The sequence below is a fragment of the Emticicia oligotrophica DSM 17448 genome (assembly GCF_000263195.1).
Taxonomy (GTDB): domain Bacteria; phylum Bacteroidota; class Bacteroidia; order Cytophagales; family Spirosomataceae; genus Emticicia; species Emticicia oligotrophica.
In genome coordinates, this window is record NC_018749.1 from 53,400 (window position 1) to 71,286 (window position 17,887).

At 37.0% G+C, this 17,887-nt stretch carries 12 protein-coding genes; all 12 read right to left on the reverse strand.

Going from position 1 to position 17,887, the window contains the following annotated elements; translation table 11 throughout:
• Positions 1-35: 35 nt before the first annotated feature.
• Entirely contained in the window at positions 36-1,526 is a 1,491-nt protein-coding gene (gene araA / locus EMTOL_RS20990) for an L-arabinose isomerase (protein WP_015031176.1), read from the reverse strand.
• Entirely contained in the window at positions 1,519-3,156 is a 1,638-nt protein-coding gene (locus EMTOL_RS20995; protein WP_015031177.1) for a ribulokinase, read from the reverse strand. The genes araA and EMTOL_RS20995 overlap by 8 nt, the downstream gene beginning before the upstream one ends.
• A 98-nt stretch (positions 3,157-3,254) precedes the next feature.
• The gene (locus EMTOL_RS21000) at positions 3,255-3,953 is read right to left on the reverse strand and encodes an NUDIX hydrolase (RefSeq protein ID WP_015031178.1); all 699 of its coding nucleotides are present in this window, start codon (positions 3,951-3,953) and stop codon (positions 3,255-3,257) included.
• A 183-nt stretch (positions 3,954-4,136) separates the two neighbouring features.
• On the reverse strand, positions 4,137-5,678 hold the full coding sequence (locus EMTOL_RS21005; RefSeq protein ID WP_015031179.1) for an alpha-N-arabinofuranosidase: 1,542 nt from the start codon (positions 5,676-5,678) through the stop codon (positions 4,137-4,139).
• A gap of 18 nt (positions 5,679-5,696) precedes the next feature.
• A complete protein-coding gene (locus tag EMTOL_RS21010) occupies positions 5,697-7,625 on the reverse strand; it encodes an alpha/beta hydrolase-fold protein (protein ID WP_015031180.1) in 1,929 nt (642 codons plus the stop codon).
• 53 nt (positions 7,626-7,678) lie between these two features.
• Positions 7,679-8,803 (reverse strand): alpha/beta hydrolase-fold protein, encoded by a 1,125-nt coding sequence (locus EMTOL_RS21015; protein ID WP_015031181.1) that lies wholly within the window; start codon positions 8,801-8,803, stop codon positions 7,679-7,681.
• 130 nt (positions 8,804-8,933) lie between these two features.
• Positions 8,934-10,088 carry an esterase gene (locus tag EMTOL_RS21020; RefSeq protein ID WP_015031182.1) on the reverse strand — a complete coding sequence of 385 codons (1,155 nt, stop codon included), beginning with the start codon at positions 10,086-10,088 and terminating at the stop codon, positions 8,934-8,936.
• Between the two features lie 29 nt (positions 10,089-10,117).
• Positions 10,118-10,999, reverse strand: coding sequence for an alpha/beta hydrolase (locus EMTOL_RS21025; protein WP_015031183.1), 882 nt, complete (start codon positions 10,997-10,999; stop codon positions 10,118-10,120).
• 3 nt (positions 11,000-11,002) lie between these two features.
• Positions 11,003-11,839 (reverse strand): sialate O-acetylesterase, encoded by an 837-nt coding sequence (locus EMTOL_RS21030; protein WP_015031184.1) that lies wholly within the window; start codon positions 11,837-11,839, stop codon positions 11,003-11,005.
• Between the two features lie 10 nt (positions 11,840-11,849).
• Positions 11,850-13,421 carry a glycoside hydrolase family 43 protein gene (locus tag EMTOL_RS21035; protein ID WP_015031185.1) on the reverse strand — a complete coding sequence of 524 codons (1,572 nt, stop codon included), beginning with the start codon at positions 13,419-13,421 and terminating at the stop codon, positions 11,850-11,852.
• Positions 13,421-15,091, reverse strand: coding sequence for a glycoside hydrolase family 43 protein (locus EMTOL_RS21040; RefSeq protein WP_015031186.1), 1,671 nt, complete (start codon positions 15,089-15,091; stop codon positions 13,421-13,423). Before EMTOL_RS21040 ends, EMTOL_RS21035 begins: the two co-directional genes overlap by 1 nt.
• A gap of 28 nt (positions 15,092-15,119) precedes the next feature.
• A complete protein-coding gene (locus EMTOL_RS21045) occupies positions 15,120-17,576 on the reverse strand; it encodes a glycoside hydrolase family 95 protein (RefSeq protein WP_015031187.1) in 2,457 nt (818 codons plus the stop codon).
• Between the last annotated feature and the right edge of the window lie 311 nt (positions 17,577-17,887).

The window sequence follows — 17,887 nt, forward strand, 5'->3', positions numbered from 1 at the left end:
TCAAAGAACTCTACAATTTGGTGTATTTCAGATTGTTATCTGTAATACACTTCATTTAACTTTAATTCACTTTTTAAACTTTTGATACTGGTATTTTTATCAATTACTACCAACTCCACCTCTAACATTTCTGCTAAATCTTCGATGTATTCGGTTGTAAGATTCTGGCTATAAACAGTATGATGTGCTCCGCCCGCCAAAATCCATGCTTGCAAGCCAATTTCCATACTTGGTTGAGGCTTCCAAATAGCACGAGCTGTGGGTAACTTAGGGAAAGATTCTGTGACTTCAACCGCTTCTACTTCGTTGACAATCAGACGGAAACGATTGCCTAAATCAACTAAAGAAACATTTAAAGCAGGGCCAGCAGATGCATTAAATACCAAGCGAACAGGGTCTTCTTTGCCACCAATCCCAAGCGGATGAACCTCGCATTTGACTGCTCCTTGTGCAATTGATGGACAAATTTCTAACATGTGCGAACCTAAGACCATCGAATCAGTTGGATGGAAATGATAGGTATAATCTTCCATGAACGAGTTTCCTCCCGGCATACCACTTGCCATTACTTTTAATACATGCACCATTGCCGAGGTTTTCCAATCGCCCTCGCCGCCATAACCATAACCAGCGGCCATCATACGTTGGGAACCAATGCCCGGAAGCTGTCGCATACCATGTAGGTCTTCAAACGTATTAGTATAGGCAGAAAAACCACCATCTTCGAGGAATGCTTTTAAACCTAATTCTATTCTGGCAGCTTCAACGAGAGCACTTCTATGCTCACCGTTTTTGCTTAATGAGGGCATTAATTCGTAGGTATCTTCATAGGCTTGAATAAGTTTATCAATTTCGTTTTCGGAAAACTGATTGATTACTTTGACCAAATCTCCCACGGCATAAGTATTAACTTCAAAGCCAAATTTCATTTCAGCAGAAACCTTATCGCCATCAGTTACTGCAACATACCTCATATTATCACCAAAACGAGCAATTTTCATGGTTTGCATTTTGTACTTCCCAATCGCAACACGAACCCAACTATTAATTTTTTCGAGTACCGATTCTGTTTGCCAATGCCCAACTACTACTTTGCGATTCAAACGCATTTTAGACAAAATATGCCCAAACTCTCGGTCGCCATGTGCCGATTGGTTCAAGTTCATGAAATCCATATCTATTTCAGAAAAAGGAATATCACGATTGAATTGCGTATGAAGGTGTAGAATCGGAACTTGCAAAGCGTTAAGCCCACGAATCCACATTTTGGCAGGAGAAAAAGTATGCATCCAAGTAATAATACCCACGCAGTTGTGCGTAATATTGGCTGCTCTACAAATATTCAGAATCTCATCAGGTGTTTTTACAACAGGCTTAAATACTACTTTTACAGGTATTTTGGGTGAATTATTGAGAAAATCAGCAATAATTTTTGAATGTTCATCAACCTTGCGGAGTGTTTCTTCCCCGTACAGGTGCTGACTACCCGTTACGAACCAAACCTCGAATTGTTTTAAATCAAGCATTTTTTTCAATGAATTTTCCTAAACTTTGATATTTTCGATATAATTTCTGATAAACTTCTACGAAGTTGGGGCGGGGTTCATAACGAGCATCGAAGCCCGAACCCATCGCTTTTTGTGCATCAAATAAGTTTGCATGAACACCCGCAGCAACCGAAGCATTCATTGCAGCACCAAGAGCACAAGCTTGGTCGGAACTGGCAACTTTGATTGGCATATTCAGTACATCTGAGAGCGTTTGCATGACAAAAGGAGATTTTTTGGCAACCCCACCAATAGCAATTACTTGCTTAATAGGTACACCCTCTTCAATAAATCTATCTACAATAGCTTTTGAGCCAAAGGCTGTTGCTTCAACAATCATCTTGAATAGCTTAATGGCATCAGTACCTAAATTTAGGCCCATAAATGCCGCTTTGAGTTCATGGTTTGCGTCAGGTGTTCTTCGTCCATTAATCCAATCGGTAGCTACTGGGTCATTTTCGGTAATAGGTATGAGAGAAGCCTTTTCGGATAAATAAGGGATAAGTTTTTGCACTAATTCATCGGCAGCTTTTTCTCCTAAAAGTTCTCTAACAGGCTCAGAGATAATTTTTTGAAACCAAGCATAATAATCGCCGTAAGCTGATTGTCCGGCTTCCATTCCTAACATATTCGGAATAATCGAACCATCTACTTGACCACAAATTCCTCGAATGAGCAAATGACCGATTTCTTCATTGGGAGCAATTAGCATATCGCAAGTTGAAGTGCCCATCACCCGCACAAAATCGTAAGGTTCAATTTCTGCACCAACGGCTCCCATGTGGCAATCAAAAGCTCCAACACCTATAGATACATCTTCAGGAAGGCCTAATTTAATAGCCCATTCCTTGGAAATGATGCCCATAGTTTCATTAGAAGTATATGTTTGACTAAAAAGTCGTTCTCTTAAACCTGTCAATAAAGGGTCAAGTTTTGTAAGAAATTCCTCTGATGGAAGTCCTTCAAACTCTTGATGCCACATAGCTTTATGACCAGCTGCACAGCGTGAACGCTTCAAGGTGAGTGGGTTTGTATTACCTGTCAGCACCGCAGAAATCCAATCACAATGTTCTACCCACGAAAAAGCCTTTTCACGAATCGCAGCATCTACTCGAAGGGTTCGCAGAATCTTTGCCCAAAACCACTCTGAAGAATAAATCCCACCCACATATTTGGTAAAGTCGGTGCTCCATGTATGGGCTAATTGGTTGATTTCTTCTGCTTCAGTGTTGGCGGTATGGTCTTTCCATAGAATAAACATACCGTTTGGATTTTCAGAGAATTCTGGTAAAAGAGCCAAAGGAGTACCTTTTTTATCAACTGCTACGGGCGTTGAGCCAGTTGTATCAATTGAAATACCAACAATACTTTTTTTGATTTCGTCAGAAAGTCCTTCTAAAGCACCTTTTATTGCACTTTCAAGGCCTTCGAGATAATCAAGTGGGTGTTGTCTGAATTGTGAAATAGATGGATTGCAGAATAAACCATTTTTCCATCGTTCATAATAATGGACTGCAGTTCCAACATTTTCACCAGTTTGTGTATCGACTACCAATGCTCGTACCGAATCAGTTCCGTAATCAAGACCTATGGTATATTTCTTTGACATTTTCATTTGTGTTATTTTGACACATTAATATTCGTGTAAATATGACACATTTTTATTTATTTCCAAAGTATTTTAATTTTTTAATGAAAATTTATTATTTATCTCATTGAATCGGAGATAAAATAATGGAAGGCATTAAACTGTCTTTGATATTTATCTTTGTCGAGCTGGTAGAGAATTGCCTTTTTTGTAGCTGAATTCTGATTTTTTTCACCAGTATCAATCAGAAGGTTAGTAGAAAGAATTTTTCGGCTAAAATTTCTTCTATCAAGTGGGGTATCATAAATAGCTTCGTATAATTTCTGAAGTTGTGGAATGGTAAATTTTTCGGGTAAAAGTTCAAATCCAATAGGGTGCAGGGCCGCTTTATAACGTAATTGTTCTAAAGCTAAATCGACCATTTGGTTATGGTCAAAAATAAGGTTTGGTCTATTTTTTAAATCAATCCAATAAGCGTTTTGTGCTTTGGCAGAATCTTGATTATGAGCGTGGATATTGATTAAGGCAAAAAAACAAATTGAAATTGTACGCTCAACTGGGTCTCTATCAACTTTTCCGAAAGTCTTAATTTCTTCAAAATAAATATCTTGTAAACCTGTCAAATCGTATAATATGCGATTAGCGGCAACTTCAAGGTCTTCATTTCCTTCTAAAAAACCACCCATTAAAGACCATTTACCTTTTTCTGGTTCAAAATTTCTTTTAATTAATAAGAGTTTAAGGGCTTCACCATCAAAGCCAAAAACTATACAATCAAGAGCTACAAGTATTCGAGTTGAATGAGGGTACTTATCCATCTATTTTTTGCAAGCATTAAAATTTAGTTTGCAATTTGGTTAGTGTTTTTAATAAAATTAGTGAAAATATATAATCTCCACTAATTTTATTAAATAAACAATGTTCTTTCTTTTATAAATGAAATACAAGACGGCATTTCATGCTCATACAATCTTGTATTAAAATAGGGCTAACAAGATACGTTACTTTGAAAGATTTAACACAATCACTGAAAAAGCAGGAATGGTTAGTTTTAAAACTCCTTTTTCAAATTTTACGCCACTAAAATCTTTGATTGCTATTTTATTAGGTTGTTCAAAGCTATTGTGGTCATCAATTTTAGAAGAAGCTAATATTTTGCCTGAAACTTTAGAAAAATCTTCACCTCTTAAATTAATTGTTACTTCATGCGATTTCGTATAATCAATGTTTGTCAAAGAAATATTCAAATTTCCTGATGCATCTTTAGAAGCCGAAGATGAAACTGCCGTTAATTTTTTACCATTAAATTCGTAATTTGGCGATTCGATATTCATTGGTACGAGCATTGCATCTTGATGCACATTATACATTTTCATCACATGATAGGTTGGCGTCAGTAACATTTTTTCTTCGTTAGTCAAAATGACCGCCTGTAAAACATTTACAATTTGTGCCAAGTTTGCTCCACGTACACGTTCTGCATGATTATTAAAAATATTGAGTGTTAGACCAGCAATCACCGCATCACGCATGGTATTTTGTTGATAGAGGAAACCTGGGTTTGTACCTTGTTCAACATCATACCAACCGCCCCACTCATCAACTATTAATGCAATTTTCTTTTGTGGGTCATATTTATCCATGATGGTGCTGTGTCCTTTGATGAACTCGTCCATTTTCCAAGCTTCATCCATCGTTTTGAAATATTGAGTTTCAGTAAAGCCAACGGCAGGGCCTTTAGTCTCTTTCCAACTCAAAACAGAATAATGGTGTAGAGCCACCCCATCCATCATGTGATGAGGGATATTTTTCATTAGTGTTTCTGTCCAATCATATTGGCCATCACTTGCACCAGAGGCAATTTTATAAAGTTTGGCATCTTTTGAGTCAGACATAAAAGTGGCATATTGACGGTAAATATTTGAATAGTATTCTGCCGTCATATTACCTCCACACCCCCACGCTTCATTTCCAACGCCCCAAAGTTTTACATTCCATGGGTTTTGGCGACCATTTTGTTTACGAAGTTCTGCCATTGGACTACCTCCTGGATGATTTACATACGAAACCCAATCTGATAAGTCTTTTACAGTGCCACTTCCTACATTTCCAGCCAAATATGGTTCTGCTCCAATTCTTTCGCAAAGGTCAAGAAAATCATGTGTACCGAAGCTATTATCTTCTGTAACTCCTCCCCACCACATATTAACCATTTTAGGACGCTTATCTTTTGGCCCAATACCATCTTTCCATTGATAGGCATCCGCAAAACAACCACCCGGCCAACGCAAATTTGGCACTTTCAATTCTTTAAGTGCTTGAATTACATCATTTCTAACACCAGCAGTATTTGGAATTTTTGTATTTCCTTCGCCTACATACATTCCACCGTAGATACAACGACCAAGGTGTTCGGCAAAATGTCCATAGATATGTTTATTAATTTTTGTTTTAGCCAAATCAGTATTTAGCGTGATTTTGGTTTGGGCTGATAAAGTTAAAGTAAAGCAGCCTGTTAAGATTGATAGAATTATTTTTTTCACTTTAATAAATGATTGGTTTTACTTAAATAATAATTGTGAAAATAAATATAAGTCATGTCGCCAAACTGGCCATGTATGGCCACCAGCATATTCGCTATACTTGTATTTTATTCCCATTTCATCGAATTTCTTCATCATAATTTGGCAATTTGCATGAGCAATATCTTCTTTACCACCCTGTGAAATCCAAAACTCTTTGATATTAGTATTTATTTTATCCTTATTGATTTTCATAAATTCATACTGTGGGTCGGAAAGTTTAGTATTATTTGCCCACCATCCAGAGCTAAAAACGCCCAAATAACTGAATAAATCAGAATTACGAACGCCTGCATGTAGTGTTTGTAAGCCACCCATTGAAAGCCCTGCTAATGCACGATTTTTAGTATCATTCAAAACTCTATAATTGGATTCTATAAAAGGAATGACTGCATTTTTTAACTCATTTTCAAACTGATTTAATTGTTGCATGCCAAATCCAGCAACTCCACCGCCATTACCATAGAAATTACCATCAACCATTACGATAAGCATGGGTTTTGCTTTGTTTTCAGCGATTAAATTATCTAAAATCAAATCGGTTTTTCCTTGTGTAGCCCAACCTCTTTGGTCTTCACCACCTCCATGTAATAAATATAAAGCTGGATATTTTTCAGTAGAATTATCATAACCCGGAGGGGCATAAACATACACCTCACGCCAAGAATTGGTGACTTTAGAAAAATACTTTTTGATGCGAATATCACCGTGAGGAACATCTTTTAGAGCATAAAACCCACCTTCTCTATAAGGAATTTCAATTCCACTTGCCATTCTACTCATACCATAGAAAGTTTCGCTGGCTGGATCGGCTACTGCTACACCATCAATTAAAAGTGAATAATAATGAAATCCTCGACTAATTGAATCAGTGGTTACATTCCAAAAACCGCTAGTATCTTTTACCATGTCATATTTTTTGCCCAAATCAATTTGTACTTTTTGTGCCTCTGGAGCTTTCACTTTAAAAATTACCCGATTATCTGGCAAAATCTGGGGGTACTTGGCATTCCGAATATTACTTGCAGCAGGAGTACCTAACACCGAATATTTAGTAAACGTACTTGGATTCGTGGGTTTAAACAAAAATTGCGAAAACATATAAAGACCATTTTTCCAAACCTTAAAATCATGTCCACCTGCTTCCAAATAATAAATATGAGGTACATCATTTTCATATAAATAGTCGTGGGTACGCTTACTAAATGTAATTAATCCATCTGCATCACCACACGAAATAAACAGCAGCTTTAATTTTTTCTTAGCTTCTTCAGGATTCGGTAATAATTCTTTAGGAACTTTTGTATTTGGTGCCGAAGAAAAACCACCTACCCAAGCAAATTTATCTAAGTTTCCTAAACCAAAATTCAATGATTGACCCCCTCCCATTGATAAGCCTGCAATGGCACGGTTTTCTCGGTCAGTTAAGGTTGAATAGTTTTTTTCAATAAACGGAATTAAGTCATTCAATAAATCTTTTTCAAAGGTTGCGAAAGCTTCCACTTTATCTTTATCAAAAATATTTCCAATAGCACGGTCATCTTTCATTGCACGTCCATTAGGCATGACCACTATCATGGGTTGGATTTTTCCTTCTGAATACAGGTTATCCAAAATATTTTGAGGATTTGCTCCTTTAAACCATTCGAGATGGTCTCCGCCTATGCCATGAAGTAAATAAAAAACTGGATATTTTTTCTTTTTATCATAGTTTGGAGGCGTATAAACTAATGTTTTACGAGTACTTCCAACGGTCTTGGAAGCATACTGAACCGTATCAATTTTGCCCTTCGCAATGCCATTTTTTGCGTTCTCATAACCTTTAGGCATTTCTTTCTCTGAAGTTTGGGCAAAAGTTTGAATCGTTATCAAGGAAAGGGTAAATATTGCGAAAAATATATTTTTCATATCTAAATGTATTTTACACTTGCAAAATCAGTTTTTAAAAGTGTCTGTAAAGTTTATTGAAAAAGTAATGGAGCCATTTGGAATAAACTACGACGCCAAGTTTGGAATTCATGGGCTGTTCCTTCTGAAACATAACTTACGGCGTTGAAACCTGCCGCTTTCAGTTCTTCACCTGCCTTACGAACACCATCAGGACGCTCTTTACTGCCACAACTTAAAAATATCAGTTTAGGCTGTGGTTTATCTTTGAAATCGGCTGGTGCATAAGTTCCGCCACTCAACAAACCATAGTAAGTAAAAACATCTGTTTTGTTCATGGAGATTGTTTTTGTTTCAAAACCACCCATCGAAAGGCCTGCCATTGCTCGTTTTTCTTTTTTAGCTATAGTTCTAAAATTAGCATCCACATAAGGAATCAATTCATCAATTAAAACAGTTTGGAAAGGTTCGATTTTGAAGTTTCGTAAACCACCAGGTTGACCCGGCCGAATATCATTCGTCATTCCATAAGTGCAGACAATAATAAATGGTTTAATTTTTCCTTCTGCAATCAAATTATCCATAATTAAATTGGCTCTACCTTGGTTCATCCAAGCGGTTTCGTCTTCGCCCCAACCATGTTGAAGATATAAAACAGGATACTTCTCTTTACTTTTTTCATAACCAGGAGGAGTATATACAAATGCTCTTCTTGAAGTATTCGTGCTTGGCGATGGGAAAAGAATTTGTTGAACATTTCCGTGCGGAACATTCTTTAATGTATAAAATTCTTGGTCTTTGGCTGGAATTTCTATACCGCTCTCCCAGCGAACTGAGCCATAAAAATTCAAGGTTCCGGGGTCATTGAATTTACCGCCATCAATTCTTACGTTGTAGTAGTGGAAGCCTTCATCCATGGGACCTTCCGTTGTTCCCGTCCACGAGCCATCTTCAGCTTTAGCTAGTTTGGTTCCTCCACGCCCACCTAGTCCTAAACTTACACGTACACTATCGGCAGCGGGAGCAACAATTTTGAAGCGTACATAACCTTGCGAGTTTACCATTGGAAACTCTTGCTGCGGCTGATTGAGCACCGAAGGTTTAAAATCTTCGATAATGGCTGCTTGTTGTGCCTCAACAATATTGATACTACCAACGATTGTTGCAGCTAAAAGGCTAAATTTGAGAAAGTTTTTCATTGATTGAGTTGAATTTGTAAGAATTGAAAGCTAATGGCACAGAGTACCAACACATATTTTACTTTGGCTTTCAGCGTTAATCAACGTTTCTGAAAGACTCCATATAATCTGCGTTCTATACTTTTTATAATTATTTAAACAAAATAGGCAAAGTCTCGTTGAGATACTTTTTCACGTTCATCCAAGTATGTCCGCCATCGGTTACATAGCTTTTAAATTTAATTTTCTTTTCTTTTAAATAATTTTCCCACTCAGTAGTACCTTTATAAAGGAAGTCATCTGTACCAATTCCCGAAAAAAGTAACTTAAAATCTTTGTTAGTTTTTACGGGATTTTCGGTAATGTTTGTAAAACTCTTATCCATTTCGGCGGGAGAAATGTAGGATGCATAGCTACACACGTAGGCAAATTTATCAACGTTGTTAAAGGCGGTGCGGAGCGTTTGTCCACCTCCACGAGAGAAACCACCTATCGCACGATTATCACGATTTGCAATAACTCGATAATTTTTTTCTACGTAAGGAATAACTTTCGTAATGAGGTCGGTCTCAAATAACTTCATACGTTTGAGGGCATCTTCACCATCACGGCTCATCACATCAGAGGGTTTATCTTTACCAGTTTGTTCAGCAATTCTTGCTAAAGGATTTCCGTAAGGCATTACGACAATCATTGGCTTTGCTTTTCCTTGAGCAATCATATTATCCAGCATCAGATTTACTTTTCCTACTTTCCAAAAGGTTTCTTCTGTATCGGTTGTACCACTGATTAAGTAATAAACTGGATATTTTTTAGCCGTTTCTTTATTGTATCCTGGTGGTGTATATACCACAAGCGTACCCGTAGAACTTTCTACAGAAGGATAATATTCATAATTAATAGAGCCATGAGGCACATTTTGAAGAGCATAAATAGCTGGCGAATCAGAAGGAATTTCAACTAAACTTGCTTTAAAACGTTCGTTTGGAAATAAATACGTATTAGAAGGGTCGCTTATGGTTACACCATCAACTTTGAATCCATAAGGATAAATATCTGGCTTGATTGGACCTACCGTAATTGACCAAACACCGTTCTCGCCTTTAGTCATAGGTACATTTGCAGAGCCAAATTGATTGCCATCAAGTAAAACGCTTGTAGCATTTGGAGCTAAATAGGAGAAAGTTACTGTTTTATCAGGGTTTACTTTCGGCGAAACAACAATCGGGCCTCGTGGGGCTTGCCCTTGTGCTGTAAATGCACCCAAAATCAGCCCGAAATAGATTAAAAAGTATTTGTTTTTCATAGTTATAGAGAATTTAATTGATATCGTTTTTAGAGTAGTTTGTTTCGCTCCATCCAATCAAATAATGGATTCATCCAACCTTTATGACGGAAGATAAATCCGTGGTCGCCTTTCGGAAAAATATGCATTTCTACTTCTACTTTATTTTTTCGAAGGTTTTCAAAATACTGAATACTATTATCAACATCTACCACTTTATCGTCGGCGGTATGAGTAAGCCACGTAATTGGTGTATTTGTTTTTATCTGTAATTCATTTGAAAATAAATCTTTATCTTCCGTTGTAGGGGTTTTACCAAGAAGGGCATCACGCGAACCACCGTGTGTTAGACCATCTTGCATAGTAATGACCGGGTAAACCAGTACCTGAAAATCTGGTCTGAGATTGGTATTTTGAAGGTTTTCTATGTATGATTTTTCGAAATGAGTAGCCGCTGTACTCGCCAGATGTCCACCTGCACTAAACCCCATCACACCAATTTTATTTTTATCAATGCCATATTTTTCGGCATTTTCTCTTAAATATTTGATTGATTGCTGCACATCTTGCAAAGGTCCAATTTTCTTATCGACCATTATTTCATCACTTGGTAATCGGTATTTCAGCACAAAGGCAGAAATACCTTTTTCTGCTAAACTTTTCGCTGTTCCTAAACCTTCGCCATTGTAAACAATTACGCCATAACCCCCGCCAGCAATCACAATTACAGCAGTTCCGTTAGGGTTCTCTGGTTTTATATATTCCAAACTCGGATTCGTAATTCCTTTAAACAAACCTCGGTCGGCACCTGTTTCGGACACATTTGATGGTTTGGAATTAGGTACACCATTGGGATAAAGTATGATTTTTTCTTGTGAAAAAGCAGAAAAGCCACAAAGGATGGCAGCTATTAAGAGTAATTTATTTTTCATTTTTTACTTTTTTGAATATTGTATAAGTGCTTCTGCATAGCGTTTGCCGAATTCACGAACGCCTGCTGAATCGAAATGTAAACCATCTTTAGCTGCAGTTAGGCCATTAGACGAAACCACGATTGCCTTAGGAATGGCCTGCGGAAGTGTGGCAATGATGGTATTATGGCTGGCACATTTTCCACCTTGTTCGGCCGATACTAATTCGCCGGCAATCAAAGGAATTGAGTTTGGAGCCATGCCTAAATCAGCTAAAATATCATCATAAATCTTTTTTACTTGAGCTGGCCAAGTCTTATCTCCTGTATTCGATTCGCCTTGATGTAAAAGAATTCCTTTAATTACGCCCGATTTTTGAGCAATTTTTGCCATTTCTATGAGTCTTTCATAGGGATTCCCACCGTATGAATTAGCCATATTTATCATCCACGGTTTTTCTTTGGCGGAAGAATCGAGATAAGTTTTATACTTTATTTTATCAAAAATCTCAATTTTACTTCCTGCAACAGCAACATGAACCAAACCCAAAGACTGTTTTGGAGACATATTTTGTAGCAGCGTTCGGCCAAAATAATCGGCTGGAGAAAGGCGAGTATTACAACGACAAAGTGGAGGTTTAGCTAAATACCATTGACCCATTTTTCTGCCTAGTTGTGGACAATCTAATGCTTCTAAAATCTTAAATCTACTATCAATATTGATGGTATCTTGCTCTTCGATTCGTGCCGCTCCTTCCATATTTGACTGCCCAATACAGAGATAAATATGAAAATTGGGGTCTTGGGCGAAAGCATTTTCAAGAATTATAGATAATGCCAAAGCGAAAAATATTTTTTTCATTATTTGATGTTTATTTTTTTGATTTTTTTTCTTCGATTCTGAAATAATCAAAGTCAACAAAGCCGCCAACTTCTTGAGTGGCGTAATTAAACAAGCTAAACCTGTAACCCATGAAATGCGGAAGCGTATAAGGCATTTTCAAAGGCTCACCAATTTTTTTCCATGATTTTCCATCGAGGCTGAAGTAGAAGTATGCTATATCGGCTCGGTCTTTGAAGTTACATTCAGCTTTGAAATAAACCTTGTTTTGCGAAATTGATATTTTCTCTACATCAGTACCTTTACCACCTTTGATGCATACCATTACGATTGATTTTATTCCATTTTCAATTTTTACACCTACAAATCCATAGTTTTTTTGAAGTAAGCCTAATCCTGCTACATCTCCTTCTTTCATTTTCGAAGCATCTAAAGCAACCAAACCTGCACTTACGGGGCCAATAGTGCGTTGGGTAAGTGTATTACGTGCCGAGACGAATGAAGTATCAATTCTACCAGTTTTTAGGCGAAGAAAACCTTTCCGCTCAGAAATTGACCAAAGCGAATTATCGGGATTATGATTCCATTGCCAAACCAAGGGTAAAACTGATTCTCCTTTTTTACGAGTAAATTCATCAGAATTTACAATATTAGGAATCAAGCTTTTGTTTGTTGGTAAGTCTAAAGTCATTGGAACTTTACCATTTTCGCCCAAAACTGGCCAATCATTTTCCCACTTTACGGGGACCAGATAAGGAATACGACCTACGCCACCATAATCTCGAAAAAGGTAAGCAAACCAACGGCCGTCTGGCGTATCAATTAAGCCACCTTGTGCTACACCCAAATCTTGCAATGCAAGCTTTCCTTCCCATGGACCAGTGATTTTATCGGCACGGTGAATAATCACTGTACGCATACCACCACGTGGCCAACATATATTGAAAAGGTAATATTTCCCTTTATATTTGAAAAGTTGAGAACCCTCGGCGGGCAACATGATTGGTGCATTAGCTGGTGCAGAGGCGTTTTCTATCAAAACTTTTTCTTCACCCACATTGATTGGGCCACTTAAATCGGATTTCAATTCTAATATCTTCAGTTTTCCCGCACCATAAATAAGATACGTTTTTCCATCATCGTCAAAAAAAATGGTGTGGTCATGATATGAAGGGGCAAAAGACTGCTCTTTCCAAGGGCCTTTTATATTTTTAGAGGTATAAATATGGGTTTTACCAGAGGTAGCGGCAAACGTACTTACTATAAACATTCCGTTGTGATACCTAATACAACTTGCCCAAGAACCTCTCCCATAGGTATTTTGCCCATTAGTCAGATTCATAGCATCGTTTTCAACCAATCTATCATAGCAATAACTCTCCAATTTCCAGTTTACCAAATCCTTTGAACTCATGATTGGTAGCCCAGGACTCATGTGCATGGTAGTGCTACTCATATAATAGATGTCACCTACACGAATCATCGACATATCGGGTACATCTGCGTGAATTATTGGGTTGTTTGCTAAGTTTTTTTGTGCAAAAACACTTTCCTGCAAAACCGTGTAAATGAATATTAAAAGATATACGAAATTCTTATTCATTATTTTAGCATTGGGTCGTTTCCGCTGTATTTCAAATACTTGAATATTGCATAATTATCTGATTTTTCACCATTTGAGGTAGCATACATGGCATACACATTACCAATAAATCCACCAGAAACTTTAGTTGATAAGTGCTTACCATCTAAATTTTCGGCAATGATTTTATAATCTTTCCCGTTTTCAGAAATCTCAAAATCGCATTTATCGGCCTTAGAAGTTATTTTCAAATTCAATTTTCCATTGCCTACAGGTAAGCTTTTTACTAATTCTACCTCTTTTTTTCGATGAACACTTTTATATAATTCAACCTGTGCTTTTCCATCTTTGATTGATTTCGCCAAAAAGTAGAAGTGACTTTCATCTTGATATATTACCAAACCTGCTTTCTCATTTTCATTTTTTGGACTAAAATTCAACTCGGTTTCGGCTACCGAATACATGTGTTGCTGACGTTTTCCAACGAACGAAGGATTACCCAATTCAGAAATTGTTTCAGGTTTTAGTTTAAGTGTTAGTCCATTTTTTGAAGTTATGAATGAAGAACTATCAACTGTTCGTAAATGCATCATCGAAAGGTCGAGTCCTTTTTCAAAAGTCATTGTATAAGCGAAATTACCATTTTGTGGTAATGCCCCCTTTTGCTTTACTTCTTTAATATTTGTTTTGTATTTGTATTCGATGGCTTTTTCTCCATGTTCAATCATCGGCCAATCGTTTACCCATTTAAGTGGGGCAATAAACATTTCACGACCTGTATTATAATAATCTCCTTCGTAGGGGCGAACAGCTAAAAAAATCGAATACCAATTTCCATCTGGCCCTTCAACAAATTGAGCGTGACCCGCCGAAGTAATAGGATTTGGTCGGTCGGCAGGTAACCCCCTTTGAGTCAAGATAGGATTTCCTTCGAAAGGTACATACGGTCCCCAAATATCTTTACTACGTAGTGCTACTTGTGAATGATTGACAGAAGTACCGCCCTCCGCACAATATAAAATATACCAATCATTACGTTTGATAATGTGAGGGCCCTCAATCCATACAGGTTTTTTGGTTATATCTACCCCGCCATTTACTAATTGTTTTTGTTCGCCTACCACTTTTAAGTTTTTATAATCAAACTCATACATTCGGATAGTTCTGTGACCCGAATACAGCGGTTTATTATCTGGTGCATCACTGTTATAAATGATGTAAGCTTTATCGGTTGCTTCATCAAAATAAATAGAAGGGTCTATTCCACGAACTTCAGGAATTTTTACTGGGTTGCTGTAAGGCCCTGCTGGATTGGTAGCTGTCACAACAAAATTTCCATCATTATCAATATCCGTACAAGTAACGTAATAAATACCTTTATAATAGGTAATAGCGGGAGCGAAGAGACCACGAGACATACGTTCGCCCATAAAATTCATTTGTGAAGGACGGCTAATTACATTACCGATTTGCTTCCAGTTTTTCAAATCACGGCTGTGCATAATGGGAAGACCTGGGAAAAATGAAAAAGTTGAATGTACAGAATAATAATCTGCTCCTACTTTTACGATACTTGGGTCTGGGTAAAAACCTGTTAATATTGGATTAGGTAGGGTAACTTGTGCATTGGCTATATTCACTGAAAACCACAAAACTATAAAGCCACAAATTTTATATACTGTCTTTAACATTGTATTTTTTTATTTAATTTACTGATTTTTAATACGTTAACACAATTATTTGACCTTTTTTAGTAGAAATATCGTAAAGTTTGGTTGCTTTCAAACTTGGTATTTTGATATTTGCTTTTTCTGAAATAATGGGTTTGGCTGTTTCATCAATTCTATAAAACGGATTCGGATTCTCTCCCTTCGCAGCTACTAACTTTAGTCCATTGGTTAGTTTCAAATCATTAGGTGTACGAAGACGTAGATTTCCACCTAAATTTGATTTTATAACCAATTTGACTAACTTGGCATCTTTCCATTGCATCTCAACAATTTCAAAACCTCCGATAGCTTTTAAACCAGCAATTTTACCCGTAGGCCAAACATCTGGCAAAGCTGGCAATAAATGTACTGCCCCATCGCTGCTTTGCATCAACATTTCTGTAATCCCCGAAGTACAACCAAAATTACCATCAATCTGAAAAGGAGGATGTGCATCAAATAGGTTATTATAAGTGCCGCCAGCTCCACGTTCGCCACTGATTGGGGTAAGTTGATTTTGAATTAATTGATAAGCATGATTGCCATCTTGCAGTTTTGCCCACCAGTTTACCTTCCAGCCCATACTCCAACCAGTACTTACATCACCACGATAAATCAAGGAATTTTTAGAAGCCTCGAAAAGTTCGGGTGTCCGATAAGCAGAAATTTGATTCGATGGGTAAAGACCGTATAGGTGCGAAATATGGCGATGTGTATCATTGGGGTCATCAATATCATCAAGCCATTCTTGCAATTGATTATGTTGCCCAATGTGCATTGGTGGCAATTTTGCTCTCAACTTTTTTAAAGAATCTACAAAATTGGCATCTATTTTAAGAATTTCAGCAGCACTGATTGCTTTATTAAATACATCAAAAACAATTTGATTATCCATCGTAACACCCGCATCAAGTGAAGAGCCATCATGAGCTGCAGGTGCATTTTCTGGCGAATTACCAGGATTTACCACCAACCAATTATTTTTATTTGGGTGCGGAACCAAAAAATCAGCGTAAAACTGTGCAGCTCCCCTAAGAGCAGGATAAGCTGAAGCTAAAAATGCTTTATCACCCGTATAAAGATAATGTTCCCATAAATGTTGGCTTACCCATCCTCCACCAGCGGTCCACATTCCCCAAAACGCTCCATCAATTGCTCCAGTTGCTCGCCAAATATCTGTATTGTGGTGGGCCATCCAACCTCGGGCACCATACATATCTTTGGCAGTTTTTTGTCCAGTTATAGACAGCTCTTTTACCATTTTCAAAAAAGGCTCATGCAACTCTGAAAGATTGGTTTTTTCGGCTGGCCAATAATTCATTTCGGCATTAATGTTAATAGTGTATTTGCTATCCCACGGTGGATTGATACGATTATTCCAAATACCCTGCAAGTTGGCTGGTTGTCCGCCTGGTTGCGAAGAAGAAATCAATAAATACCGTCCAAACTGATAGTAAAGAGCTACCATTTGAGGGTCGTTGATATTTCTAAAATTTCTTAAACGTTCATCCGTTGGTAGTTTTGCGGCATCGGTTTCGCCTAAATCAATTTTAACTCGGTTGAACAACTTTTGATAAGCTAAAATATGTGAGCTAAGTAGGGTTGTATATGTTTTTGCGAAGGCATTGTTTAAATAATCATTTGCACGCTTGTTTTCATCACCGCTTAAATCTTGATAGTTGTTGAAATTAGTGGCAATCGAAATAAATATAATCGCTGAATTAGCTCCCTTGACCACTAAAGAAGTATCAGTAGATTGAAGGCTTCCACCTTCTAGTTTTATTCTTGAAATACCTTTAAACGCTACCATTCCTTTTACAGTTTCATGGTCGCTGGTTATTCCAGAAAGCGTTAAATCTTTATTCGGTGTAGTGGCAATCGTTTTTCTTTTTTGTGGAGAAGAAATATTGGCATTAAATGAAACATTTCCTGCTTTATTAGCTGAAATTTTCATTATTATCACTCTGTCAGCCAATGAGGCAAAAGCCTCGCGGGTATAAGTTACATCTCCAACTTGATATGTAGTTTTTGAAATTGCTCTTTCAATATCTAACTCTCGGTAATAATTTTTATAATTTTCTTGTCCAGCAAAAACTAAGTTAAGATTTCCCACAGGTTCAAACTTTTGGCCATGCGAAGTCTTTGAAATAATCGCCTGATTTGCCAATTTCTCTGCTTCTTTATGATTTCCTTCAAAAATTAACTTTCTGATTTCAGCTAATTTTTCAAGAGCCAAGGGGTTATCATTTCGGTTGGGACTCCCGCTCCATACTGTATGTTCGTTAAGTTGTATGATTTCTTGTTCAACATTTCCGTAAATCATCGCTCCTAAACGCCCATTTCCAATGGGCATTGCATTTTCCCATGTATTTCCAGAAGGTTGTTTGTACCAAAGTTTGAGAGGCGTTTGGGCTTTTAATATTTGGCTAATACCGATAAAAACTATAAAAACTATTCTCTTTCTCATCTAATATTTGGTAAATTATAACGTATTTTAAAATTACAAATCAATGTGTCTATATTACACAAATGTAATTAATATTATAAATCGAAACCCAAAATATTGTAGTAAAAAAAGAATTTATTTTACGTTTTGATGAAATACCTCTATTAAAACGCAAAAAACACTTAACATGATAGCACTAAATTATCCATTCAGAATCTAAACTTAGCATTCGGTCAGTTTCAAAAAGGTTGCCTATTTCGTAATATAAATCTTACATATATTGGCATTGAAATAAAAAATTAGCTCTTTGGTTTGTTTTATATTTATCTGTT